Consider the following 21,977-nt stretch of genomic DNA (forward strand, 5'->3'; position numbering starts at 1 on the left):
CTGCCAAAGGAGTTAAAACAGGGCGTTATGACAGAACAGACAGTCAGACAGCAAACCGATGTGACGGCAGCCGATTTTGATTCCGGAGAATATATGCCTATCAGGGGCGAGCGACCTATCGTCGCCAGGGCCCGTGAATTTTCCAGCGGATATCGGGTTACGCCGCATAAACACGAGTGTTGCCAGCTTATTTTCGCCACGTCTGGCGTGATGGAGCTGGTCACCGACGAGGGGGTATGGCTGATACCCCCGCAACGGGCGGTGTGGATGCCGCCCAATGTGGAGCATGGCATGCGCGCCCGTGGCGACGTGTCTCTGCGCACCATGTACATCCAGCCCCATGCCTGTCCCGTGAGTTTTCCGCAAAAGCCGCGCACGCTGCAGATATCGCCGTTGCTGAGGGAGTTGATCATTCGTGCGATGCGAGTTCCCAGCGATTACGACGAAGGTGGTCGGGATGGCCGTATTATGTCCTTGATTTTGGAGGAAATTGAATGGTCTGATGAGCGCCCGTTACGACTTCCCGCCACCCGCGATTCCCGCTTGCAGAACCTGTGTCGGGCTATCCTGGCCAACCCGGCTGATCCGCGCGAGCTGAAAGATTGGTCGACTGTAATCGGGGCGTCCGAACGTACGCTTTCCCGTTTGTTTCGCAATGAGCTGGGAGTGTCTTATCAATACTGGCGCCAGCAAGTCGCCGCGCTCAACGCAATCCCCCGTCTCGCCGCCGGCGACCCGGTGACACTGATTGCTGCGGATCTTGGCTACGAAACGCCGGGCGCCTTTTCCGCTATGTTTCGACGCATTATGGGCGTCGCTCCCAGTCTTTATTTTCAGCGCCAACCAGAAAGCTGACTTTTTATTAGGTTTGTCCGGTTCGGCGTAAACATTGGCTTCTCTCAGGAAGTAGGGCGGGCTGCACAGGCGTAAGATCGCCGTGGTGAAGGAAAATTTATCAGGGATATGAGAGACAGCGGCTATGCGCCTGAGCACATTGGAGATATATGGCGGTAAACCTGAAAGCGCTGAAACGGTTCTTGTTTATGTGCCTGGCAAAGAACGTGGGATACGGGCGAGTGAGCTGGCGAACTTTCTGCGACTAGATGGGGTTGTTTATGTTTCTGCATCTGTGTGGCGAAGACATGCGCAACTCTGTTGTCCGTCACATGCTGATCCTTCTGACTCTTTTTGGATTAGCGATGCGGTCACGGTTGTGTCAAATCTGATTGATGATTTGCTGGCGAGGGTGAATAAACGGGCGCACATTGTTTTGGTGGGGGTCCGTGAAGGCGCGAGTGTCGTAGCTGAATATCTATACCGTAATTCCACGCAGCTTGACGCAGTTGCCTTTTTAAACGGAGTCGCGTTAAGCGAAAAGAACGTTGCTGAATACTGCGTTGAAGACTTGGAAGGGCTTCCTATGTTGATCACCCTGAGAGACCTTGAAGCAAGGGTTTTGATGCAAAAAGCATGGGAGGCGGCGGTTATTTTTGAGGATATGGGCGCGCAGGTGGATATTCGCGTGTATCCCAACGATGGCTTAATCGAAGAAGGATATGAAATCCAGGCCCTTGGGTCATTGATGCAGAGGCGGTTAAGAATAAAGGGAGAGAGTTTCAATGCCTATCACTGAAAGGCGGTGCTCACTATGAAGGCTTCTTTTCCAGTGGCTCGTCCCCGGCGTCTACGTCGCAATAATTCTATACGCGATTTGGTGCGGGAGACTGCGTTGCGGGTGGAGGATTTGGTGTATCCCCTGTTTGTCATCCCTGGCGTTCAGCAGCGTGAGGCGGTTGCGTCGATGCCCGGGGTTGAGCGCCTGTCGCCGGATCTGGCGGTGGAGCTTTGCGTCGGCGCCTGGCGCAGCGGCATCAAGGCGGTTTTGCTGTTCGGGCTGCCTGAAGTTAAAGACTCTCAGGGGCGCAGCGCATGGGAAGACGGGCCGGTGCAGCAGGCGTTGCGGTTGATCAGGCAGGCGGCGCCAGGGCTGACGCTGATCACGGATGTATGTCTATGCCAGTATGCGGAACATGGCCATTGCGGCGTGCTCTGCGGCGATGGCGTGGATAATGATCGCACCCTGGCGCTGTTGGCCAAGGTGGCGTTGAGTCAGGCGCGAGCCGGCGCGGATGTGGTCGCTCCCGCCGCCATGATGGACGGTCAGGTGGCGGCGATTCGGCGTGCGTTGGACGCAGACGGATTCCAGGACGTATCCGTCATGTCCTACGCGGTGAAATACGCGTCCGCCTTTTACGGACCTTTTCGGGATGCAGCGGATTCCGCGCCCGCCGGCGGCGACCGCAAGCACTATCAGATGGACCCGGCCAACATGCGTGAAGCGATGCGGGAGGCGGAACTGGACGCTGCAGAAGGCGCGGACTTCCTGATGGTGAAGCCAGCGATGGTGTATCTGGATGTGTTGCGCAAACTTCGCGATCGATTCGATCTGCCGATGGCGGCTTATAACGTCAGCGGCGAATACGCCATGGTGAAAGCCGCGGCGGCCAACGGTTGGATCGACGAACGCAGCGTGGTGTTGGAAACCTTGTTGAGTATGAAACGGGCGGGCGCGGACATGATTATCAGCTATCACGCCCTGGATGCGGCGCGTTGGCTGCAGGAAACCTGATCGCTGACTTCTGATCCCCGAGCGCTGGCGGCTCGCCGCCGCCAGTGCTTCTCCTTTCTAGCAAAGACGCATTCTTAATCCACAATGCGATAGCTGGGCACGTATTTGCTGCCTGGCAGTTTCATTCGCTGTTGCTTCACGAAAGACTCTAACAATGATCCGAAAGAGCCGACGATGGTTTTGTCGCCGCTGATTTCGAATGGTCCCAGACGTTCCACCAGCTGCACGCCTTCTTCCTTGACGTTGCCGGATACGATGCCGGAAAACGCCCGGCGCAGGTTCGCCGCCAGTTCATGAATGGGCTGTTCGCGGTGCAACGCCAGCGCGCGCATGCTCTCGTGGGTCGGCTGGAAGGGATGCTGGAACTGTGGCTGAACCTTCAGCAACCAGTTGTAGTAGTAAGCATCGCTGGAGCCTTTACGATGATAAGTGACGTCCTGGATGCCTTTCTTCATTTCCAGGGCGACCAGCTCGGGGTCATCGATAATGATGCGATAACGACGTTGAGCGGCTTTACCCAGGGTCAGGCCGATAAACTCGTTGATCTGGCCGAAATACTCCTCGTTTTTCTTGGCTCCGGCGAAAATTACCGGGAAAGGCAGCGAATCGTTTTCCGGGTTCAGCAGAATGCCCAGCAGGTACAGGATCTCCTCTGCGGTGCCAGCGCCGCCAGGGAAGACGATGATGCCATGGCCGAGTCGTACGAAGGCTTCCAGGCGCTTTTCGATATCCGGCAGAATCACCAGCTCGTTGACGATGGGGTTTGGCGACTCGGCAGCGATGATGCCCGGCTCGGTCAAACCGATGTAGCGTCCGGTCTGAATACGCTGCTTGGCGTGAGCGATGGTGGCGCCTTTCATCGGTCCCTTCATGGCGCCGGGGCCGCATCCGGTGCAGATATCCAGTCCGCGCAGACCCAGGGAGTGTCCGACCTCTTTGGTGAAGTCATACTCGTCCCGGCTGATGGAGTGGCCTCCCCAGCACACGACGATGTTGGGGTAACGACGGGGAATCAATACGCCGGCGTTCCGCAGCATATGGAAAATAAAGTTGGTGATATCCTCGCCGTTGTTCAGGTTCAGCTGGGTGTTGTGAGACAGCACGTTGTTGGCGTAGATGATGTCGCGCAGCACGGCGTAGAGGTGCTCTTGTATCCCTTTGATCATCTTGCCGTCGACGAAAGCGTTGTGAGGCGCATTGATCACCTCCAGCTTGATGCCGCGGGCCTGTTGGATCAGCTGGATGTCGAAATCGGCGAATTCAGCCAGAATGGTGTTGGGGTCGTCGGACTCGTTGCCGCAGTTCAATACGGCCAGGGCGCATTGTCGGAACAGGCGATACACGCCGCGATTGCTGCGGTCCTTCAACAGGTTGACTTCGTGTTGTGAGACCAGATCGAGGCTGCCTTCCGGGGCGATGCGTGCGGTTATTTTGTTACTCATATCTATATCTTTCCTTTTCTAATACTTCTACTTGCCGGCGGGGCCGGCGGTTCCGATTCCGGCGGACGGCTGTGGGAGCAAGCCAGAGCCTGACGGCGTATGCAGGCGTGACGGTGGCGACGCTGCAATGCCAATAGAGCCTAATCTGCTATTGTTATCATTTATAAGAGCCCATCCGGGAGCAGGGTAATGTAAGGATGACCGGCGCGGCGTAGGTAAGCGGGTTTTCCGGATGGAGTCTAAATAGTAAGTCGTCTGGGCGAAGTTGGCTATCACTCCCTGGCGTTGTCCGCGCAGGGGGATTTTTGGCGATCGGCCCATGCATGACAGGGGGAATGATAGTAGAATAGCGCCCCCGCTGAGATTTGGATCAGGCCAGATTATGAAGTTTCTCGTCAAATTATTTCCCGAAATCACAATTAAAAGTAAACCGGTGCGTAAGGATCTGGTCAAGCAGTTACGCATAAATATTCGTCGCGTATTGCGTCAAATTGACGAAAACGTGGTGGTGGAAGGATCTTGGGACAAAATTGAAGTCTTGCTGCCGGAAGCCGACGAGCGCACCAGTAAACGGGCGATTGAAGCCCTGCAAAGGGTGTCCGGAATCACCAACTTCCTGGTGGTGCATGAATATCCCCTGGCGGACTTCCACACTATTTACCTGAACGCGAAGGCGTTGTACGAAGAGCAACTGGAAGGCAAACGCTTCCAGGTGCGGGTCAAGCGCGCCGGCAAGCATGATTTCACCTCCATGGATCTGGAGCGTTACGTCGGCGGAGGACTGCGCCAGCACACCAAGGCGGCGGGGGTGGATCTGTCGAATCCGGAAGTCATCATTTCCATCGAAGTGCGCGACGATAAATATTACTTGGTGGAGAAACGTTACGAAGGCCTGGGCGGGTATCCCGTCGGCGGTCTGGAGCCGGTCGTGTCCCTGATGTCCGGCGGCTACGATTCCGGCGTCGCGAGCTACCTGACCATGAAGCGAGGCATGCGCACGCACTTTTGCTTCTTTAATCTGGGCGGAACCGCTCACGAAGTGGGAGTGAAGCAGGCGGCGCTGTATTTGTGGGAGAAGTACGGCGGCGGCCAGCGGGTCAAATTTATCACTGTGCCCTTTGAAGGCGTGGTGGCGGAAATTCTGGACAAGATCTATCACTCCAACATGGGCGTAGTACTGAAGCGCATGATGTTGCGGGCGGCGACTCAGGTCGCGCGTGATCTGTCCGCCACGGCGCTGGTTACCGGCGAATGTGTGGCGCAGGTGTCCAGCCAGACTCTGACCAACCTGAATGTGATTGATTCCGCCACTGACATGCTGGTGCTGCGTCCGCTGATCGTTACCGATAAACAGGATATTATCCGCATGGCCAGCCAGATTGGCGTGGAAGAGTTCGCCCGCAACATGCCGGAATACTGTGGCGTGATTTCTGATCGCCCCACCACCAAAGCACGGGATTATCGCATTGAGAACGATGAGAAGCGGTTCGATATGCAAGTGCTGGAACAGGCGCTGGCGAACCGTCGCGCGATCAACATCGACGAGATTATGCAGTCGGAACTGACCGTGGATGAAGTAGAAGTGGTGTCGACGCCTTCGCTGGACGACGTGATTATCGACATCCGTCACCCCAACGAGCAGGAAAAGGCGCCGTTGATGCTGACCAACAACAAAATTCTGCAGGTGCCTTTCTACGAGCTGGAAAGCCGCATGGCGGAGCTGGACGGAGAAACCCGCTACCTGCTGTTTTGCGACAAAGGCGTTATGAGTCAGTTGCACGCCAGCCATCTCAACGGAAACGGGCGCAAAGTGCTGGTGTATCGACCACTTTAACCGTATTCGTTCTCGCGGAAGCGCTGTTGGATTTCTTCAATTTGTTTGCGGCAATCCATCAGCGCCACCACACACCCCCTGTCTAATTTGTTTCCCGCCAGACGCTTGAGTTCGGCGAAGGCTTTGTCATTGTCCCAGGCTGGCTTGTAGGGACGGGCGCTGGTAAGCGCGTCGAAGACGTCGGCGACGCTGACAATTCGGGATTCAATGGGAATATCTTCGCCGCGCAAATGCTCGGGATAACCTCCACCATCCAGAGTCTCATGGTGATACAGCACGATATTGCGCAGCATGTTCACATGACTGACGCCATTGAGGCCGTAGTTATTAATCAAGGCGTCCACCAGTTCATGTCCGTACATCGGATGGCGACGCATTTCATCCAGTTCTTCTTCCTCCAGTCGACCAGGTTTTAGCAATATGCTGTCGGGCACTTTTATTTTGCCGAGATCATGCAAGGGCGCAAACAGGCAAATGTGTTCCACATACTCGTCGGAGAAGCCATGCTTCGGCGCCAGACGCGCGGCGATCAGTCTGGAGTAGCGCGCCATGCGTTCAAGATGGCCGCCGGTTTCGGGGTCGCGGGAGTGGGTCAGCAACATGGCTGATTTGACCGTGGCGATCAGCGTGCGGATATTGCTGCGCTCGTTGTACACGATCAGAGTGATCATGTGTCCGATCATATCCATATCCACCAGCGCCCGGCCCTGAAAGCAGTCCTTTTCCGCTCCGTTGAAAAACACGAAGCCGAGAAAGCGTTCGTTGTAGCGCATGGGAAAGGTGTAAGAGGCGTGAAACCCGGCTTTCAGCAGGGCTTCCGTGTGCTGGGTTGGACTCTCTCCACCGCCCAGTTCATCGCCGATGTCATTGATGACGCGGATGAACCTGTTGTCTTTCATATGTTGCAGGGAGGAGACTTCGTGCAGCGCCGTCTGATAGTGCTCCAGCAGGGGATGGCTGGAGCCGGCGGAGGCGAAGGTTTTGAGCTGATCCTGCAAGGCGTCGTAAATGGCGATGGCGATGCGGCAAATATAAGGGTAGGTCTGCTGGAGATTTTCCAGCAGATATTCCAGTTTTTGCTGTACGCTGCCCTGATGGTTGAGGATATCCAGAGAATCCGGCTGATACTCGCTGGCCACAAACATTCTCCCGGTTTGTCGATGCAACTTCCATTAAAGCTCCGCAGGAGCGCGGATACTTAAAGTGTAGTCGAGATCAGGAGCTGGCTCTGGAATTATGTCTGGCCGCTTAGTTGTACTGATAAGGCTCGAAGGCGTCCGCCTGCATACTGTAGCCGCTCTCCGCCAGCTCGCTGCTGACCGTCTCCACGCTGATCGCCCCGGATACCCAGAACGCGTCGTAGAGGTAGTCCAACGGTAACGGTTTCTTTTTGGCTTTGACGTAAACGATCTGGTTAGAGGGCGGCGGCGGTACGTGGATGCATGCGCCCATGTACGGCACCAACAGGAACTCGGTCACCCCGCTTTCGTCGCCTTCCAAAGGCACTGCAAAGCCCGCTATGCGAACTTTCTGCTTGTTCAGCTCCGGCACGATTGGCGCGCTGGCTTGGGGCGGCGGCTCCATGGCGATCTGGCCATGCTCCACGGTTCCGCTGACGGTTTTTTGCTGCGCGGACTTGGGGATCAGGTCCTGCCATTGTACGGTCTTGAAATCCTCCGCGAGTACGCCGCCGGAAAGCAGGGAGGAGAATGCGAGCGCGATCAGCGTCGAGAGCAATCTGTTCATAAATATCCTATGGAATCAGTGGTTTCGTCAAAACGTGGAAAGGCGATCCAGACCGCCGACAGCCGTTCCTAATCCTGGCCAGCCGCAACACCAAGTGCAACACATTGTATGACCGCTCGCGTCCAAGATTAACTTTTTTGAATTTAATTCGCCCTATAACAATTTCGTTTCGTTATGTTATAACATAAAAAACCAAGCGGAAGAATCACTCTCTAAGTTCAGGAGCATTAAATTTATGAGTTATAGAAATCGCCTGTGGGTCGGTATGATGGTGTTAGCGGCCAGCCAGTTCGCGCACGCCGAAGAGTTTGAGCAGCATGGGGCGCATGTGCATGGCGCGGCGACGATGAATCTGGCGCTGGAAGAGGGAAATCTGGTCGTTGAGCTGGAAAGCCCCGCGATGAACCTGGTGGGCTTTGAACATGCTCCCGCTACTGAGGCGGAACGTCAGCAGGTGGAGAAGGCGGCGGTCTTGCTGAACAAGGGCGAAGAACTGTTTGGCCTGACCCCGGCCGCGGGTTGTAAGCTGCTGTCGGCGGAAGTGGACGGCGATGTTTTCGAATACGACGAAGACGGCGGCAAGCATGAGGAAGCGGCGCACGATGAGCATGAGCACGGCGATGATGAAGATGCTCATGACCATCATGAACACGGCCACTCCGATATCGACGCCTCTTACATCTTCGAATGCGGCGACGCGGGCAAGCTTACCGCAGTGGACGTTTTGTTGTTCAAGCATTTCCCAGGTCTGAAAGATCTGGACGTACAGGTGATCGGGCCGAAGGGACAGACCGCCATAGAGCTGAGCCCGGAAAAACATCAGATTAATTTGTAAGCAGTGAGAATGGCGTCATGCAGAATGTGAGCGAACCCGCCATCGCGCCTGAGCGAAACGCGACGGTTAAACCTACGCCGGCCCGCGCCCTTGTGCAGCTGGAAGGTCTGAAGTTTCGTTGGCCAGGGAGCGATGATGATGTGTTGGATATTCCCGAGCTGCAGGTGCGGGAGGGAGAACGCATCTTTCTGCGCGGCGCCAGCGGCAGCGGCAAAACGACGCTGCTGAGCCTGCTTGGAGGCGTGATCCAGCCCAGGGAGGGAAGCATCAGGGTGATGGATACCGAACTGAGCGCGCTTGGCGCTTCAAGCCGGGACGGTTTCAGGGCGGACAACATCGGCTTCATTTTTCAGATGTTTAATCTGATTCCTTACCTGTCACTGGTGGATAACGTGACATTGTCCTGCCGCTTCTCCAAGGCGCGGCGGCAAAGAGTGAGCGCCCGCGGCGCGAGTCTGACGCAGGAAGCGGAGCGCCTGCTTTCTCATTTGCGTCTGGATGTGGGCAAACTCGGGCGCAGGCCGGTGACTGACCTCAGTGTGGGGCAGCAACAACGGGTCGCCGTGGCGCGGGCCCTTATCGGCTCGCCAGGGCTGATCATCGCCGATGAGCCTACGTCCGCCCTGGATGCGGACGCCCGTGTGGCGTTTATCGAGCTGCTGTTTCAGGAAGTGGCCGCCAGTGGATCGACGCTGGTGTTTGTCAGTCATGATCCTGCTTTGCAGGACCTGTTTGATCGCACTGTCAGCCTGGCGGAAATCAATCGCGCTTATCAGCCACCGGAATCTTGACCTGCGGGAGCCGCTTTTCGATGTCTATTTACAGTTTGACGTTACGCAGCCTGTTGAATCGCAAGACCACGGCGCTGCTGACCATTTTCTCCATCGCCGTCAGCGTCATGCTGCTGTTGGGCGTGGACAACATACGTCGGGAAGCCAAAGCCGGCTTCGCCAACACCATTTCCGGCGCTGATCTGATTGTGGGCGCTCGCAGCGGCTCCGTGCAGCTCTTGCTGTACTCAGTTTTCCGCATCGGCAACGCCACTAACAATATTTCCTGGCATAGCTACCAGGAAGTGGCCGGCATGAAACGGGTGAAATGGACCATCCCGTTATCGTTAGGCGACTCACATCGCGGCTTTCGCGTGCTGGGCACCAATACGGATTACTTTGAGCACTTCCGCTATGGCGCCAAACGTGAGCTGGCGTTTAGCGACGGCGGCCGTTTCGAGGATGTATACGACGCCGTATTAGGCGCGGAAGTGGCGGAGAAACTGGGCTATAAACTTGGTCAGTCCATTGTGATTTCTCACGGCGCCGGCGAAGTGAGTTTCGCCAATCATGATGATAAGCCTTTCAAAGTCGTCGGCATTTTGAAGAAGACCGGCACTCCGGTGGATCGCACCGTGCACGTTTCCCTGGAAGGCATTGAAGCCATTCATTTGGGATGGGACAGCGGCGCGCCCAGTGGTTCGATTAGCGCGGAGCAGGCGCGGCATGCGGATTTACAACCCAAGCTGATAACCGCCTTTCTGGTTGGACTGGACTCCAAAATCGCCACCTTCACTCTGCAACGGGCGATCAATAATTATCGCGGAGAGCCGTTGCTGGCTATCCTGCCCGGCGTGGCGCTGCAGGAGCTGTGGAGCATGATGGGCGTGGCGGAGGTCGCCTTGCTCGCCGTGTCGGCATTTGTCGTCGCGACTGGCTTGATCGGCATGTTGACGGTAATCTGGTCAGGGTTGAACGAACGCCGTCGGGAAATGGCTATCCTGCGTTCCGTTGGCGCCAAGCCGCGGCATATTTTCGTTCTACTGATGATCGAAGCCGGTTTGATGGCGGTTTGCGGCGTGCTGGTCGGCGTCGCAATGCTGTTTCTGACGCTGTTCGCCGCTCAGCCGGCGCTGGAGAGTTACTTCGGTCTGTTTATCGGCGTGGACCCGCTGACCGTGGATAACCTGGTCGTCCTGGGCGGCATCATCCTGGCGGGCGTATTAATCGGAGCAGCGCCGGCCTATCGGGCTTATCGCTATTCTCTGGCGGACGGAATGACAATTAGAACATGAGACAATCCTGGGCTAAGGCGCGAACATTCATGTGGGCTCTTATCAGCACTCTTCTGCTTATCTGCTTTTCCGGCGTAGCGTTCTTCTGGTTATATCAGGACCGGATGATCTTTTTCCCGCAGGCGGTGGACGCAGGCAATCGCAGCAGGTTGAAGTCCATAGAGTTTAAGTTTGAGCATGATGGCGTGACCTTGTCCGGTTGGTTTCAACGGGGAGAGATTTCCGCACGCAAGCCGTTGCTGCTGTACTTTGGCGGCAATGGCGAAGAGGTGTCCTGGAACGCCTGGGAAATGGAAAAGTTACCGGTGGAGTCCTTTCTGCTGATGAACTACCGGGGCTACGGCGACAGCGAGGGCTCTCCGGGAGAAGAGGCGTTGGTGGGCGACGCCGTCGCCTTATATGACCATCTCACGCGCAAGCTGAAAATCGACCCCCAACATATCGTTCTGCTGGGACGCAGCCTGGGTTCCGGCGTGGCGGTGCAGCTGGCGGATCGCCGTCCGGTGCGGGCGGTGGTGTTGACCACGCCATTTGACAGTCTGGCCGCCGTTGGCAAGCAACATTACCCCTGGTTGCCGGTCGGTCTGTTGGTGCGTCATCCTTTTAATTCATTGGCTCATGCGGCGACGATCAAAGCGCCTGCGCTGGCTTTGCTGGCGGGGAGGGACCGGGTTGTGCCGATGGAGCACGGGCAGCGGCTGATGGCGGCCTGGGGCGGTCCGCAACGGACAGTCACGCTGGATAGAGCGGATCACAACGACATCAGCATGTATCCCGAATACTGGCGCGCGATCAGTCAGTTTATTGAGAGTCTCTAAACCGTCCGGAATTGCTCTCGTGGGTAGTTCCTATTCCTGCGTAGCCATCATCGCCGCTGCGTTAACAAGCTTGGGTTAGCTTTCAGCGCCCACCAGACCTTCTTTCGATGTATCCGACTCCCGGCGTGGGGCGCAGGAGCGATAATCCACCACTCTGTTGCGGCCCTGCTGTTTCGCCGTGTACAGCGCGTAGTCCGCGCGTTCGAACAGTTTGTTGGGGCAGTCGAATTCATCGTGATTCATACTCGCCACGCCAACGCTGATGGAGAGCTTGTAGCCTGACTCGGTTTCTTCCGCCACTTTGACTCTGAGGCGATTGGCCAGGCTCATGGCGGCTTCGTGGTCGGTATTGGGCAGGATGACGGCGAACTCTTCGCCGCCGTAGCGGCAGGGACAGTTCGGCTTACGTACGCCTTTCGCCAGTATGCGGGCGACTTCCTTCAACGCATGGTCGCCGACGTTGTGGCCGTAGGTGTCGTTGAACTGTTTGAAGCAATCGATATCGATGACCAGCAGAGTCAGCGGCTGTTTGCTTTGTTGAGCGCGATGAAATTCCGTTGCGAACTTGTCATCGAAATGGCGGCGGTTGAACAGGCCGGTCAGGGCGTCCGTGTAGGTTTTACGCTGCAGTTCGTTGACCCGGCTGCTCAGCGCCAGAGACAGCAACACCATTTCCGTCAGTGAGCCGATCTGAAAACCGTTCTGGGTCAGCACGTTATGGGGCAGCAGGCCAAAGGTTTTCAGCATGTAAGCCAGCACGCCGATCAACAGCGCCGTCCAGGCGGTCATGTAATAGCGCGCAGGGCGCGATCCCGCCATTAACGCCAGTACGCCCATCAACAGTAATTGGGCGGCGATGACGAAGGTCAGCAGGGATATCGGCACGATCATCGTGTGGTAGGTAAAGAACGGCGTACAGGCCAGGCTGATCAGCATCAGCCACTCCAGCACTCTGGCGGCGAAGTCGGTTCGGGGCGCAATTTGCTGCGTCACCAGAATCGAGCGTGCGAATTGTAACGCTCCCAGCAAAGAAAGAATCAGCAGGATCAACAGGCTGTGATTGGCGAACCAGGGAAAATTCGGCCACAAAAACTGGAACGTCAGTCCGTTATGCACCGCCATATACAGGCCATAACTGGTGACGTACAGCAGATAGTGAGCGAAAGTGCGGTCGCGAACCGCGATAAACATGAAAAAGTTATAGATAACGAGGACCAGAAAGCCGCCGTAGTAAGCGCCGTAGGCTAGTTGCTCCTTGCCGATATGTTCCAGCAGAGCGTCTGGCGCATACAGGGACAGGCCGATGTTCATGGAACCGTCGCTGCTGAAGCGCATGTAGTACGTGTAGGACGCATTGGCCGGCAGCTTCAGAGGAAATAAGTAGTCGCGGTGCTCGACGTCTCGGGAGTAGAAAGAGAGGCGGTCGCCTGTGGCGTGGCGTTTCCAGGAGCCGTCAGCCAGTGGCTCCCAAAGCGTCAGGTGATCGATCAGAGGATAGTCTTGGCGTAACGTGACCGCTAACTCTTCCGCAGTGGTGTTATGCAGCGTGAATTTGACCCACCAGGCGGATTCGGAAAAGCCGAAATTAGGGGATTGGCCTCCCGTGGATTTAAAGCGGTCGGCGAATTCAGGGGAGCTGACTTCTTCAAAACGCAGGGATTGCGATGGGTCCTCAAGCAACGCCAGATGCGGCGTCAGCCCTGCCATGTCGAGGCCTTTGTCCACGTTGAACGGAGGCACGCCATCGGCCGCCTCCAAACTTCGGGCAAAAAGCAACACAAACACTAAGCAAGCTAGCGTATAGCTATGGCGAGGCATTTGGCCATCTCCAAAAAGTTGACTAACTTATGTTCCTTTGGAAGAAATAGCTTCCATGCCCTCTCCTAGCGTACGCCGGAGGAAAGGCGCAATAGTCGGTTAGTATTACCAATAAAGGCCGCATTGTCGACTTAACAGCAGGCTGTTGCAAGCCCCCTTTGTCGGCCTCTTTTCTTTACCGTCAGACGCTGTGAGCGCCTTGCGGCGCTCAGTTTGCCGAGGCTGTCGCGCACCCGGGAGGCCTGAATTCCAGAGGCGTTTCCGGCGCATCACGATGCACTTTCAGATACTCGATAATCGCCATGCGCTGCTTCTCCGTGAGCATGGGTCCGATGACGCCTTTGGGCAGCGGATTGGCCTCCGAGTCCCGCAGGAACGCGCGCCAGTCCGTCATGGAGGCGGAGAACGCGTGACCGCTGTTGCTGTTGCCGGGCAAACGGGTGTCGAACCAAAAGCCGTTGGCGTCCGCGCCCTGTGGCGGCTGTGAAACGAAGCCGACGCGTTGGGGATCGAAATCTCGGTAGCCCACCTGAAAACGGCTTTCCCGCTGCTCGGGCGGCGATAACAGTTGATAGAGATTAGGCACCGAGCCGTTGTGCAGGAAGGGTGGCGTCGCCCATACTCCCGCCAGAGGGCGCGGCTTATAACCTGCGACTTCCTGCGGCAGGTCGAGCGTGCCGAAGCCTTCCAGGCATTGGCGCTGCGCATAGTCGATATTGTTGTCGGCGTAGTAGCGGTTTTTCACCAGGACGCCAATGAGATTCAACGCCAAACCTTCGGATAGTCTGTGGATGTCCTGCTTCGCCAGCAGGTTGTCGATGTCTTTGGTTCCCTGCTGGGTGAGTCTTAACAATTTCCCGTTAAGGCAGAGCAAGTCGCAGCTTTCCACGTAATGGGGACGATAGGACGTTTTCGACGAAGCGCTATCTTCTGGTGTGGACAGACTGTTTAGCGCTGTTGCAATAGCGGCGAAATCGCCAATAGGCGCGACGACGGGAACGACGTCGTTGGCGGGGTAAGCCGCCAGCAGCTCCGGCAGGTCGCCGAGAGGCAGCTCCCGCTCCTGGCGCAGTGCGATGATCTGTCTCAGTCCGGCGCGCACTTCACGGATCAGACGTTGCGTAAACAACGGGCGTAAAGCGTCGTCGATATCCTGATTGCTCAATCCGGTCGCTGACAGGTCGTAGTGCTTGTCGATAAAGGCCTGGGCGGCGCTGGGATCGGTGCCGACCACACTGAGCGGCGCTACCGAAATCATCCATTCCGACCAGGGAGCGGGTTTCAGAGGCGCATTGATCTCCAGGTCGGCGACATTGGCTTCATGGGGGCCATGACAACCCTGGCAATAGCGTCGGAACAGTCCTTCGCCCTGGGCGGCGAGGTCTTGATCCACGGGACCGAATACTTCTTCCGGCCAGGTGGGCGCCTTGAGCGTTTGCAACGCGCTTTCGATACGGGCGAGATCTTCGATACGCACGGCGCTGTGGAAGCGCTCGCCGGGAGGGACGGGGGAGCCGTCGGCGTTGACCAGATCAATGCGCGCGCCGACGCCAAGCGCCTCGCCAATATTGCGCGCCAGAGGCTGCGCCACCGAGCCGTTATACTGCACCCAGTTGAATTTCCAGATATCCCACAGGTAGGGATAGCTGACTGGCGCTGCGCCGACTTGATAGTTGGACGCGCTCAGGTGGTCGCCGAACAGGGTATTGCCGATGCGGCCCAGGGCGTCGGTGCGGCCGTAGCCTTCATTCACCGGGTAGAGTTTACGCAGAGGGTTGTTCTGGCCTGCGCCGACAAACCCGCCGACACTGCTCCACAAGGCGGAGCGCAGCTCATCTTTGCCTTCCGGGTAGCGATCGCTCAGCACTTTCTGCGCAAAGCGGTCGAATTTCCAGGGATTGACGGCGGTATAAAACAGAGAGGCCACCAAAGTCGGCGCAAACGCGCCGCGCTCCATGCTGGTGAGCGCGTGCATGGCGGGACCGCCATCGACGCGCACGGCATAACGGACGCCATCGCGTTGATAGTGCAGTTCGCCGCTATGGCAGGCGGCGCAGGAGACATCCAGTACTTCCTCGCCGATTGCTGGATCAAGGTGTTTGCTGAAGCCCAACGGAAGTTGATCAGGGTTGGCCGCGCTGGGAACAGGGTCGACGACAAAGCGGAAAAGTCGCATGCGTTCCGGGTCCGCCAGACGTTGTTCGCTGAATGGCTCCTCCAAGTGTATGAACCAGTTATAGCGCACCGCCCCAGCGGATGCGCCCTGGGGCATGGAAACCCCCTGCGGAGTGTAATAGTAAAGTTCCCGCAAGGACGCGTTGTCCCCATCCCAGCCCTGATCCAGATACACATATTTATCGACAGGCTCCGCTGCCGGCAGGCTGTTATTGGGATACAGCACAAACCAGGCGAACCCGGCGCATGCGGCGACGACCAATACGATAACGGCGAGCGTTAGCCATTTGATCAGTCGCAGCGGCGCGCTGCGTTTTTGCTGGACAAACTTCATACTTCCCTTGGAGGTCATATCCTTTCCTTTCGCACCTATTTCGTTCTTATTGCGTTGTTATAGAGATTTCAGATATTCGAGCAGCGCCTGCTTTTCGTCAGCGCTCAGATCCACGCCAAATACGTGCCCTGCATTGCTGTTTCCGGGCAGACGCGTGTCGAACAGCGTCGCGCCGGGAACCTGTTGTGTGCTGGCGCCAACCTTAACGGGATCGAACTCACGATCGCCGACATAGAATGTTTGCGGGCGTTGTTCCGGCGGCGACAGCAGTGATTGCAGGTTGGGGACGGAGCCGTTGTGCAGATAGGGAGCGGACGACCAGACGCCATCCAGCGGGCGTCCTTTGTAATAACGTGGGATCGCCGTCGCGCTGGGTTTGCCGCTGGGATGTGAGGCTTCCGCGACATCCAGAGTGGCGGCGATGGGGTGACGCACGATGGCCCCGATGGCGGCGTGAATGACCAGCTTGATGCTGGGCTCCGTCGCTCCGAGCGCCGCGCCGCCGAATACCATCAGCTTACGTCCCTGATAAGGTCCGCTTTGTGCGCTGGCGAGCAGGAAATTCATGGCCATTTTAGGGTCGGTGCCAACTTCATCAAGCGGCGTCAGAGCGACATTGATCTTCGCGTCAGGCGCGTTGTGGTCCGTCAGCGTATGGCAGGAGAGACAGCGTTCCGCGTATAGACTGCGCCCTTGCTCTACTCGTTGCGTATCCAACTTGCCAAGAATTGATTCCGGCCACTTCGGCGCCAGCAGGGCTTCATTGCGCTTTTGAATATCGCCCAGATTGCCGAAATTGACGCTGCTGGGATAACCGGGCAGTTCGCTGTGGCCATCTACAGTCGCTGCGCCATATACCGCTAACGCGGTAGTCACGTTTTGCGCCAATGGTCCTGGTGCGGCGTTGCTGGCGGAGCCGTTCCACTGCACCAGATCCATGCGCGGAGTGCCCCAGAGTACGGGAAAACTGACGGGCGCATCGGGCGAGCGGCGGTTTTCCGGTTGATGAGTGATTTCAGAGGTGACCACATTAAAGATCTGCCCGAATGCATCCAGCCTTCCGCGACCGTAGGGGACCTCGGTGCTGTTCATGGCGAAACGCTCGGTGAAATAATCCAGGCGTTGCTGAAGGGCTGCTTTCAGTTGTGCTTCTGATTCGGCTGATAACGCTTTTGCGAAGCGGGAGAATTTCTCGGGTTGCGCCAGCGTCGCTTGTACGCTGTCGCGAATAGCGAATTCCAGGCCGCTGTAGTTGATCAGCGCTGAGCCGCCGTCAATACGGATGCTTTTTCCCTGATAACGCACTTCCGCCGTATGGCAGGCGGCGCATCCCAATCCCGCCCAGGCGACTCCGTTGTCGTCCACATCTTTGGCGAAGCCTACAGGCAGTGCGTCAGGGTTGTGTTCGGACGCCGGCGCGCTCAGGAATCCCAGTTCATCCATATGCGCAGCGGCCAGGAACGGCGCTGCGTTATCCGCCTGTTCCAGATGTAGAAGCCAGTCATAGGGAATGATACGCGAACCGAAAGAGGCGAACTGAGCCTGGTCCCGGGTGGCGCTGGACCAGCCTTGTTGCAAATGAACCACCTCTGGCGTAGTTCCCGGCCCTGTATTAGGCGCATCAGGCGTTGTGTCCGTGGCCTCCTCAGTCTGCCGGCAGGCGGCGATGCTGAGTAGCAACGCCGGCGCGCATACCGCCAGAACCAAGCGCCGCGCACGCAGCGTGGGAGAACTGCAGAGTGGCGATTTGGCGTCGCCGGATAATAAGGAATGTCTGGGCAAGGCGCGTAGTAAGCCGCGGCCGAATGAACAGCAAAGCATTGTGTACAGTCCTGGATGTCCCTGAAAAGCGGATTGGTATCTTTAGTTGTTATCGCCGCCAGTTAACTAACGATGTACTGATCGGCCGTACGCAAAATGAATGTCCTTCGCGCACGCATTAACTATAGTTCATGTTTCTGTGAAACCGTGAGAGTTTATTGCTTATTTTTCAGAGAGTTGTTCAAAAAATGATAAATTTTCATGAATTTGTCATGCAAGGTTGATATCAGAAGAGGGCTTAACGTCTTCTTTAAGGAATCACTATGCGAACATTTCTCAGTAAGGGCGCATTTACGTTCTGTTTGAGCGCTATTGTCGCCACCGCGTCAGCGCAGGAAGAACTGGTCGGCGCGCTCGCCTATTCGGTAATAAAGAAACTGGATAATGGCGTGGAAGTACGCAATGGCGGATTTGGCTCCGCCATGACGGGACACCCCCTTAAACCCAGCCATTTCTATGTCTTGACGGATCGTGGTCCCAATGTGGACTTTGATGGGCCAGAGGGGAAAGGTAAAAAGTTCCCTGTGCCAGGTTACTCGCCACGTATCGCTGAAGTGGAGCGCCTCGGCAATGGCGAGCTGCGAATTGTGCGCACGCTGACCCTGCATGCGCCCGGCGGTGAGCCTATTACGGGGCTGCCTAACCCGGAAGGCATGGGGGCGACGGGGGAAACGCCTTATGATTACGCTGGTCGCGTACTGCGTTTCGATCCCTACGGACTTGATCCTGAGGGTATCGCAGCGCTTAAGGATGGGGGCTTTTGGGTGAGCGATGAATATGGCCCCCATATCGTGCATTACTCTTCCGCAGGCTATGAGCTGGAGCGCCTTAATCCGTTCGGAACAGGGACGGGCGGTCGTAAACTGCCGAAAGTGTTCGCCAATCGAAGACCTAATCGCGGCATGGAAGGACTGGCGATTACGCCGGATGAGCAACGTCTTGTAGGCGTCATGCAATCCACGCTGTTCAATCCCTCTAAAAAAGCGGTGAAGAATAAAACCCTGACGCGCATTCTGACGTTGGATATTGCGACAGGCGAAACCCATCAGTATCTGTATCGTCAGGAAGCGGACAACCTGTCCAACTCAGAAATCGCCGCGATTTCCAAAGATGAGTTTCTGATGGTGGAAAGGGACGGCGGGTTCGCGGGTGAAAAAGCCAAATATAAGCGTTTATATAAAATTGATCTGCGTGGGGCGACGGACGTCAGCGGAGAATTTGATTCGCAGACCGGCATGCAAATCAATGGTAAGGCGTTGGAGGAGCTAAGCTGGGACGAGCTTGCGGCGGCGGGCGTGCAACCCGTGCGCAAGACCCTGGTGGTCGACTTGCTGGCGCAGATGAATTATCCGCACGATAAGCTGGAAGGGTTGTGGATTATGGATGCCAACAAAGTGGCGGTGATCAATGACGATGATTTCGCGGTGGCTGAGCAGAATGGGAATGTAGCGCAAAAAATAATACCAGCTACAGGGCGCGTAGACGCCAACACCCTGTATGTCATTGACCTGGAGAACCCCCTGAACAGCGACTAACTCACAACGCTACGGGCGTACGGCGCAAGCTACGCCCGTCTGCCGAACAAGCCGGCGGGGTCCTGGGTCAGGGTTTCTTCTTCGCGCAGGGCGTACAGGACTTTGACGCCCAATGGCTGCGCCGGCTGGGGCGTGGCCAGAATATTGGAATAATGGAAGAAGGCGGTGTTCTCGAAGTCCAGCGCCATGAACGCATTATTCTGGTATGGGTCGGGAACGCCCAGCAATACCGGCCGCTGATAGCTGACGTAACGCAGGCGCCAGCTGCTGTTGCTTAGATCCAGGCCCCAATAAGTGCGCGGGCGATGCTTCACCACGATTTCACCCAGGGCGATAGCGGTGTCCATCAACATGGAGAAAACAATATGATCGCCGTCCCGTTTGGAATTCAACCATATGTCTTTTCGCGCTAGATGCGGTTCGTAGACTTCCGGCCAGTGTTTATAGGCCCAGGCGTGAAGATCGCGCAAGAAGGCTTCCGGCGAAGCGTTGTGCAGCCCTTCGTCCAGGTCCAGACCGAACTTGCGTAGCAGTTCGCCGTAAATAACCAGACGGTTGGCTTTTTCTGCGATCAGGTAGTTGAGATTGGCGTAGGCTTGCTCAATCGTTAAGGAAAACGGTTCCTGTGAATGCGGGGCCTGATAGGGCGGGTAGTCCTTCAGCAGCCGTTTGAGTTTGGCTTGTCCCCTTCCGAATATTGCTTGCACCAGAGTCGGCATGTCCATCACCTTAAATCCATTTTATTTCCGAGTAGTTTGCTCTGCTTTCCCTTTATCGTAAATAGCCCATGTGGCTGTACTTATCAACTTTGGGCCAATTAATTTTACACGATTAAATTCATTTTCGCCCTGTCTTTGCATGTCAGGGGGATTCGGGTGTTTCCGGTCTCTTCAGGTGATCATCATAACGCTGAAATTGCGGCGCGTCAGCGCTATTTCCGCGTTCCTATGCTAATTAGCTGATATACTGGCGAATCTTCCAAACAAGAACCAAACTAGTTTGAGCAAAACTATTTCCAAAAGGGGAGCATCTGTTCGAAATGCGGGTCTTTAAATTTTTGATCGCACATTCTTTTCAATCTCTACTGCTGGCGCTGACTCTGTGCGCGGGCGCCGCGTCTGCAGCGGAAAAAGTGGAGACATTTCTTCTAGTTACGGAAAACTACCCGCCGTACAACATGAGCATGAACAATAGTGAGTACGAACACTCCGGCGACCAGATATACGGCGTCTCGGCGGATATTGTGAAAATGTTGTTCGAACGCACCAAACTGCCTTACAACATGAAGCTGCGCGCCTGGCATTACGCCTTTGAACACGCACAACGCAAGGCCTATCGCGGCGTATTCTCCACCACTCGTACAGAAGAGCGCGAGAGCATGTTCAAATGGGTGGGGCCGCTGGTGGAGGATTCCTGGGTGGCGTTCAGTCGCCCCAATGAGTCCATGAGCATCACCAGCATTGAGGATCTGAAGAAGTACCGGGTGGGCGGATACAAAGGCGATATCGCCAGCGAGTATCTGATTGAGAAAGGCGTGAACGTCAGCCTGATCGATGATGATACGCTGAACCTAAAGCGTCTTTATGGCAAGTACATCGACTTGTGGATCTCCGGCCCTTATTCCGGCCCGTATTATGCAAAACAGGCGGGATATCCCTCTCCGCAGCCGGCCTATGTTTTCAACCAGGCGGAGATGTATTTGGCGTTGAATGTGGATACGCCGCAACAGTACGTTGACTTGCTCAACGAGACGCTGGCGAAGATGCGCAGCGAAGGTAAAATCGACGAAATTATCGCCCGCTATCGTTAACCGCATGGAGGCCAGGGAGGGCTTCCCGTATACCGTTGTTCCTTTCTACTTAGCTTCTTATGAACTTCCTGGCGCACTTCCATTTGGCGGATGTTTCCGCGACATCATTCACTGGCAACTTGCTTGGCGATTTCGTAAAGGGCGCGGAGCTGCATTATTTGCCTGCGTCGGTAGCCACCGGAATACGTCTGCATCGGGCTATTGACCTGTATACGGATAATCATGCGTTGGTCAAAGAGGCCATGGCGTTGATTTCTCCCGCCCGCCGCCGTTTCGCTGGAATTATTGTGGATGTGGCGTTTGATCATTACCTGGCTCGGAGCTGGCGAGACTGGCATGCCGATTCACTGGAAGCATTCGCTGGCGGCGTCTATGCGTCACTTCTGGAAGAATATGAGCTGATGCCGCCAAGGGCGCAACGCACCGTGAGCCATATGAGCGAACATGACTGGCTGAACGGCTATGCGCGCCTGCCGAATATCTACCGATCGCTGGACAACATCGCCGCCAGACTGAGCCGGCGCACCACGATGTATGGCGCAGGCGAGGAAGTGGAACTGAACTATCAGGCGCTGGAAGTCTGCTTTATGGGCTTTTACCCTCAGTTGCTGAACTACGTCGAAAACATCGACACCCATTCTCTGTAGCTTCCCAAACGCTTATTTCCCTCAGCTGGAGGCGATTCCGCACCAGCTGTTTTTCATTGTCTATACTTAAACGGTACGGCCCGCAATGGAGAATGCCTATGACAATGAATATTGTTATTGCAGACGACTCGTCACTGTCACGGAGAATGGTGATGAACGCTCTGCCTCCGCAGCTTAGCGATGTGGAAATCACGTTCGCCCGTAATGGTAAAGAAGCGATGGACGCCTATTACGCCGGTAAGGCTGATGTTATGTTTCTGGATTTAACCATGCCGGAAATGGACGGCTACACCGTGCTAAAAAAGCTGAAGGAAGCGGAAGCGAACACAATTGTCTGCGTCATCAGCGCCGATATTCAGCCCGAGGCGCAGCAGAGAGTGCTGGCGTTGGGGGCGGCCTGCTTTATCGGTAAACCCGTCACTACGGAATTGTTGAGAAAGCGTATTCACGATATCGGTTTACTTTAAA

At 56.1% G+C, this 21,977-nt stretch carries 19 protein-coding genes; 12 read left to right on the plus strand and 7 right to left on the minus strand.

Annotated features, from left to right (window positions below; all coding sequences use genetic code 11):
• The first annotated feature begins 93 nt into the window (after positions 1-93).
• From ACQYWX_RS02605 to hemB, 3 genes are all read left to right on the plus strand, one after another.
• Complete coding sequence (locus ACQYWX_RS02605) at positions 94-855, plus strand: AraC family transcriptional regulator (RefSeq protein WP_431687791.1); 762 nt, start codon at positions 94-96, stop codon at positions 853-855.
• Between the two features lie 124 nt (positions 856-979).
• Positions 980-1,633, plus strand: coding sequence for a hypothetical protein (locus tag ACQYWX_RS02610; protein WP_431687792.1), 654 nt, complete (start codon positions 980-982; stop codon positions 1,631-1,633).
• Positions 1,634-1,648: 15 nt separating this feature from the next.
• Positions 1,649-2,629, plus strand: coding sequence for a porphobilinogen synthase (hemB, locus tag ACQYWX_RS02615; RefSeq protein ID WP_431687793.1), 981 nt, complete (start codon positions 1,649-1,651; stop codon positions 2,627-2,629).
• A 74-nt stretch (positions 2,630-2,703) separates the two neighbouring features.
• Here hemB and ppnN read toward each other — a convergent pair whose 3' ends face one another.
• On the minus strand, positions 2,704-4,071 hold the full coding sequence (ppnN, locus tag ACQYWX_RS02620) for a nucleotide 5'-monophosphate nucleosidase PpnN (protein ID WP_253938555.1): 1,368 nt from the start codon (positions 4,069-4,071) through the stop codon (positions 2,704-2,706).
• A 382-nt stretch (positions 4,072-4,453) separates the two neighbouring features.
• On the opposite strand from ppnN, the gene thiI reads away from it, so the two are divergent.
• Positions 4,454-5,905 carry a tRNA uracil 4-sulfurtransferase ThiI gene (gene thiI / locus ACQYWX_RS02625; RefSeq protein WP_431687794.1) on the plus strand — a complete coding sequence of 484 codons (1,452 nt, stop codon included), beginning with the start codon at positions 4,454-4,456 and terminating at the stop codon, positions 5,903-5,905.
• On the opposite strand, the gene ACQYWX_RS02630 is transcribed toward thiI, so the two are convergent.
• Both ACQYWX_RS02630 and ACQYWX_RS02635 read right to left on the minus strand, forming a co-directional pair.
• Entirely contained in the window at positions 5,902-7,044 is a 1,143-nt protein-coding gene (locus ACQYWX_RS02630) for an HD-GYP domain-containing protein (RefSeq protein WP_216738823.1), read from the minus strand. The genes thiI and ACQYWX_RS02630 overlap by 4 nt on opposite strands.
• A 109-nt stretch (positions 7,045-7,153) precedes the next feature.
• On the minus strand, positions 7,154-7,651 hold the full coding sequence (locus tag ACQYWX_RS02635; protein WP_279503862.1) for a DUF3299 domain-containing protein: 498 nt from the start codon (positions 7,649-7,651) through the stop codon (positions 7,154-7,156).
• 235 nt (positions 7,652-7,886) lie between these two features.
• Here ACQYWX_RS02635 and ACQYWX_RS02640 point away from each other — a divergent pair, with 235 nt between their 5' ends.
• Genes ACQYWX_RS02640 through ACQYWX_RS02655 form a run of 4 tightly spaced genes read left to right on the plus strand, consistent with a single transcriptional unit; the run spans position 7,887 to position 11,369 of the window.
• A complete protein-coding gene (locus ACQYWX_RS02640; protein WP_431687795.1) occupies positions 7,887-8,486 on the plus strand; it encodes a DUF2796 domain-containing protein in 600 nt (199 codons plus the stop codon).
• A 17-nt stretch (positions 8,487-8,503) separates the two neighbouring features.
• On the plus strand, positions 8,504-9,277 hold the full coding sequence (locus ACQYWX_RS02645) for an ABC transporter ATP-binding protein (protein ID WP_431687796.1): 774 nt from the start codon (positions 8,504-8,506) through the stop codon (positions 9,275-9,277).
• Positions 9,278-9,297: 20 nt separating this feature from the next.
• The gene (locus ACQYWX_RS02650) at positions 9,298-10,551 is read left to right on the plus strand and encodes an ABC transporter permease (protein ID WP_431687797.1); all 1,254 of its coding nucleotides are present in this window, start codon (positions 9,298-9,300) and stop codon (positions 10,549-10,551) included.
• A 29-nt stretch (positions 10,552-10,580) separates the two neighbouring features.
• Entirely contained in the window at positions 10,581-11,369 is a 789-nt protein-coding gene (locus ACQYWX_RS02655) for an alpha/beta hydrolase (RefSeq protein ID WP_431687798.1), read from the plus strand.
• 75 nt (positions 11,370-11,444) lie between these two features.
• On the opposite strand, the gene ACQYWX_RS02660 is transcribed toward ACQYWX_RS02655, so the two are convergent.
• The 3 genes from ACQYWX_RS02660 to ACQYWX_RS02670 form a co-directional block, all read right to left on the minus strand.
• Positions 11,445-13,109, minus strand: a complete 1,665-nt coding sequence (locus tag ACQYWX_RS02660; RefSeq protein WP_371824077.1) for a diguanylate cyclase — start codon at positions 13,107-13,109, stop codon at positions 11,445-11,447.
• A 286-nt stretch (positions 13,110-13,395) separates the two neighbouring features.
• Positions 13,396-15,714, minus strand: a complete 2,319-nt coding sequence (locus ACQYWX_RS02665; RefSeq protein ID WP_431687799.1) for a di-heme-cytochrome C peroxidase — start codon at positions 15,712-15,714, stop codon at positions 13,396-13,398.
• Positions 15,715-15,753: 39 nt separating this feature from the next.
• Positions 15,754-17,517: a di-heme-cytochrome C peroxidase gene (locus tag ACQYWX_RS02670; protein ID WP_431687800.1), complete on the minus strand. Its 1,764-nt coding sequence runs from the start codon at positions 17,515-17,517 to the stop codon at positions 15,754-15,756.
• Between the two features lie 263 nt (positions 17,518-17,780).
• Between ACQYWX_RS02670 and ACQYWX_RS02675 the strand changes: the two genes are divergently transcribed.
• The gene (locus ACQYWX_RS02675; RefSeq protein ID WP_431687801.1) at positions 17,781-19,052 is read left to right on the plus strand and encodes an esterase-like activity of phytase family protein; all 1,272 of its coding nucleotides are present in this window, start codon (positions 17,781-17,783) and stop codon (positions 19,050-19,052) included.
• A 29-nt stretch (positions 19,053-19,081) separates the two neighbouring features.
• Here the strand turns inward: ACQYWX_RS02675 and ACQYWX_RS02680 are convergent, their stop codons facing one another.
• Positions 19,082-19,771, minus strand: coding sequence for a hypothetical protein (locus tag ACQYWX_RS02680; protein WP_127968251.1), 690 nt, complete (start codon positions 19,769-19,771; stop codon positions 19,082-19,084).
• 338 nt (positions 19,772-20,109) lie between these two features.
• Here ACQYWX_RS02680 and ACQYWX_RS02685 point away from each other — a divergent pair, with 338 nt between their 5' ends.
• The 3 genes from ACQYWX_RS02685 (at position 20,110) to ACQYWX_RS02695 (ending at position 21,976) form a co-directional block, all read left to right on the plus strand.
• Positions 20,110-20,862 (plus strand): substrate-binding periplasmic protein, encoded by a 753-nt coding sequence (locus ACQYWX_RS02685; RefSeq protein ID WP_253938553.1) that lies wholly within the window; start codon positions 20,110-20,112, stop codon positions 20,860-20,862.
• Between the two features lie 59 nt (positions 20,863-20,921).
• On the plus strand, positions 20,922-21,509 hold the full coding sequence (locus ACQYWX_RS02690) for an ACP phosphodiesterase (protein WP_431687802.1): 588 nt from the start codon (positions 20,922-20,924) through the stop codon (positions 21,507-21,509).
• 98 nt (positions 21,510-21,607) lie between these two features.
• Positions 21,608-21,976: a response regulator gene (locus tag ACQYWX_RS02695; RefSeq protein ID WP_127968254.1), complete on the plus strand. Its 369-nt coding sequence runs from the start codon at positions 21,608-21,610 to the stop codon at positions 21,974-21,976.
• Position 21,977: the final 1 nt, after the last annotated feature.

The sequence above is a fragment of the Hahella sp. NBU794 genome, from assembly GCF_050749805.1.
In the GTDB taxonomy this organism is placed as follows: Bacteria; Pseudomonadota; Gammaproteobacteria; order Pseudomonadales; family Oleiphilaceae; genus Hahella.

What these genes read in the sequence shown, in the direction of transcription:
- ACQYWX_RS02605 (WP_431687791.1), top strand. Translation starts at nt 94, where the DNA reads ATGCCTATCAGGGGCGAGCGACCTATCGTCGCCAGGGCCCGTGAATTT.
- ACQYWX_RS02610 (WP_431687792.1), top strand. Translation starts at nt 980, where the DNA reads ATGCGCCTGAGCACATTGGAGATATATGGCGGTAAACCTGAAAGCGCT.
- hemB (WP_431687793.1), top strand. Translation starts at nt 1,649, where the DNA reads ATGAAGGCTTCTTTTCCAGTGGCTCGTCCCCGGCGTCTACGTCGCAAT.
- ppnN (WP_253938555.1), bottom strand. Translation starts at nt 4,071, where the DNA reads ATGAGTAACAAAATAACCGCACGCATCGCCCCGGAAGGCAGCCTCGAT.
- thiI (WP_431687794.1), top strand. Translation starts at nt 4,454, where the DNA reads ATGAAGTTTCTCGTCAAATTATTTCCCGAAATCACAATTAAAAGTAAA.
- ACQYWX_RS02635 (WP_279503862.1), bottom strand. Translation starts at nt 7,651, where the DNA reads ATGAACAGATTGCTCTCGACGCTGATCGCGCTCGCATTCTCCTCCCTG.
- ACQYWX_RS02640 (WP_431687795.1), top strand. Translation starts at nt 7,887, where the DNA reads ATGAGTTATAGAAATCGCCTGTGGGTCGGTATGATGGTGTTAGCGGCC.
- ACQYWX_RS02645 (WP_431687796.1), top strand. Translation starts at nt 8,504, where the DNA reads ATGCAGAATGTGAGCGAACCCGCCATCGCGCCTGAGCGAAACGCGACG.
- ACQYWX_RS02650 (WP_431687797.1), top strand. Translation starts at nt 9,298, where the DNA reads ATGTCTATTTACAGTTTGACGTTACGCAGCCTGTTGAATCGCAAGACC.
- ACQYWX_RS02655 (WP_431687798.1), top strand. Translation starts at nt 10,581, where the DNA reads ATGTGGGCTCTTATCAGCACTCTTCTGCTTATCTGCTTTTCCGGCGTA.
- ACQYWX_RS02665 (WP_431687799.1), bottom strand. Translation starts at nt 15,714, where the DNA reads ATGACCTCCAAGGGAAGTATGAAGTTTGTCCAGCAAAAACGCAGCGCG.
- ACQYWX_RS02670 (WP_431687800.1), bottom strand. Translation starts at nt 17,517, where the DNA reads ATGCTTTGCTGTTCATTCGGCCGCGGCTTACTACGCGCCTTGCCCAGA.
- ACQYWX_RS02675 (WP_431687801.1), top strand. Translation starts at nt 17,781, where the DNA reads ATGCGAACATTTCTCAGTAAGGGCGCATTTACGTTCTGTTTGAGCGCT.
- ACQYWX_RS02680 (WP_127968251.1), bottom strand. Translation starts at nt 19,771, where the DNA reads ATGCCGACTCTGGTGCAAGCAATATTCGGAAGGGGACAAGCCAAACTC.
- ACQYWX_RS02690 (WP_431687802.1), top strand. Translation starts at nt 20,922, where the DNA reads ATGAACTTCCTGGCGCACTTCCATTTGGCGGATGTTTCCGCGACATCA.
- ACQYWX_RS02695 (WP_127968254.1), top strand. Translation starts at nt 21,608, where the DNA reads ATGACAATGAATATTGTTATTGCAGACGACTCGTCACTGTCACGGAGA.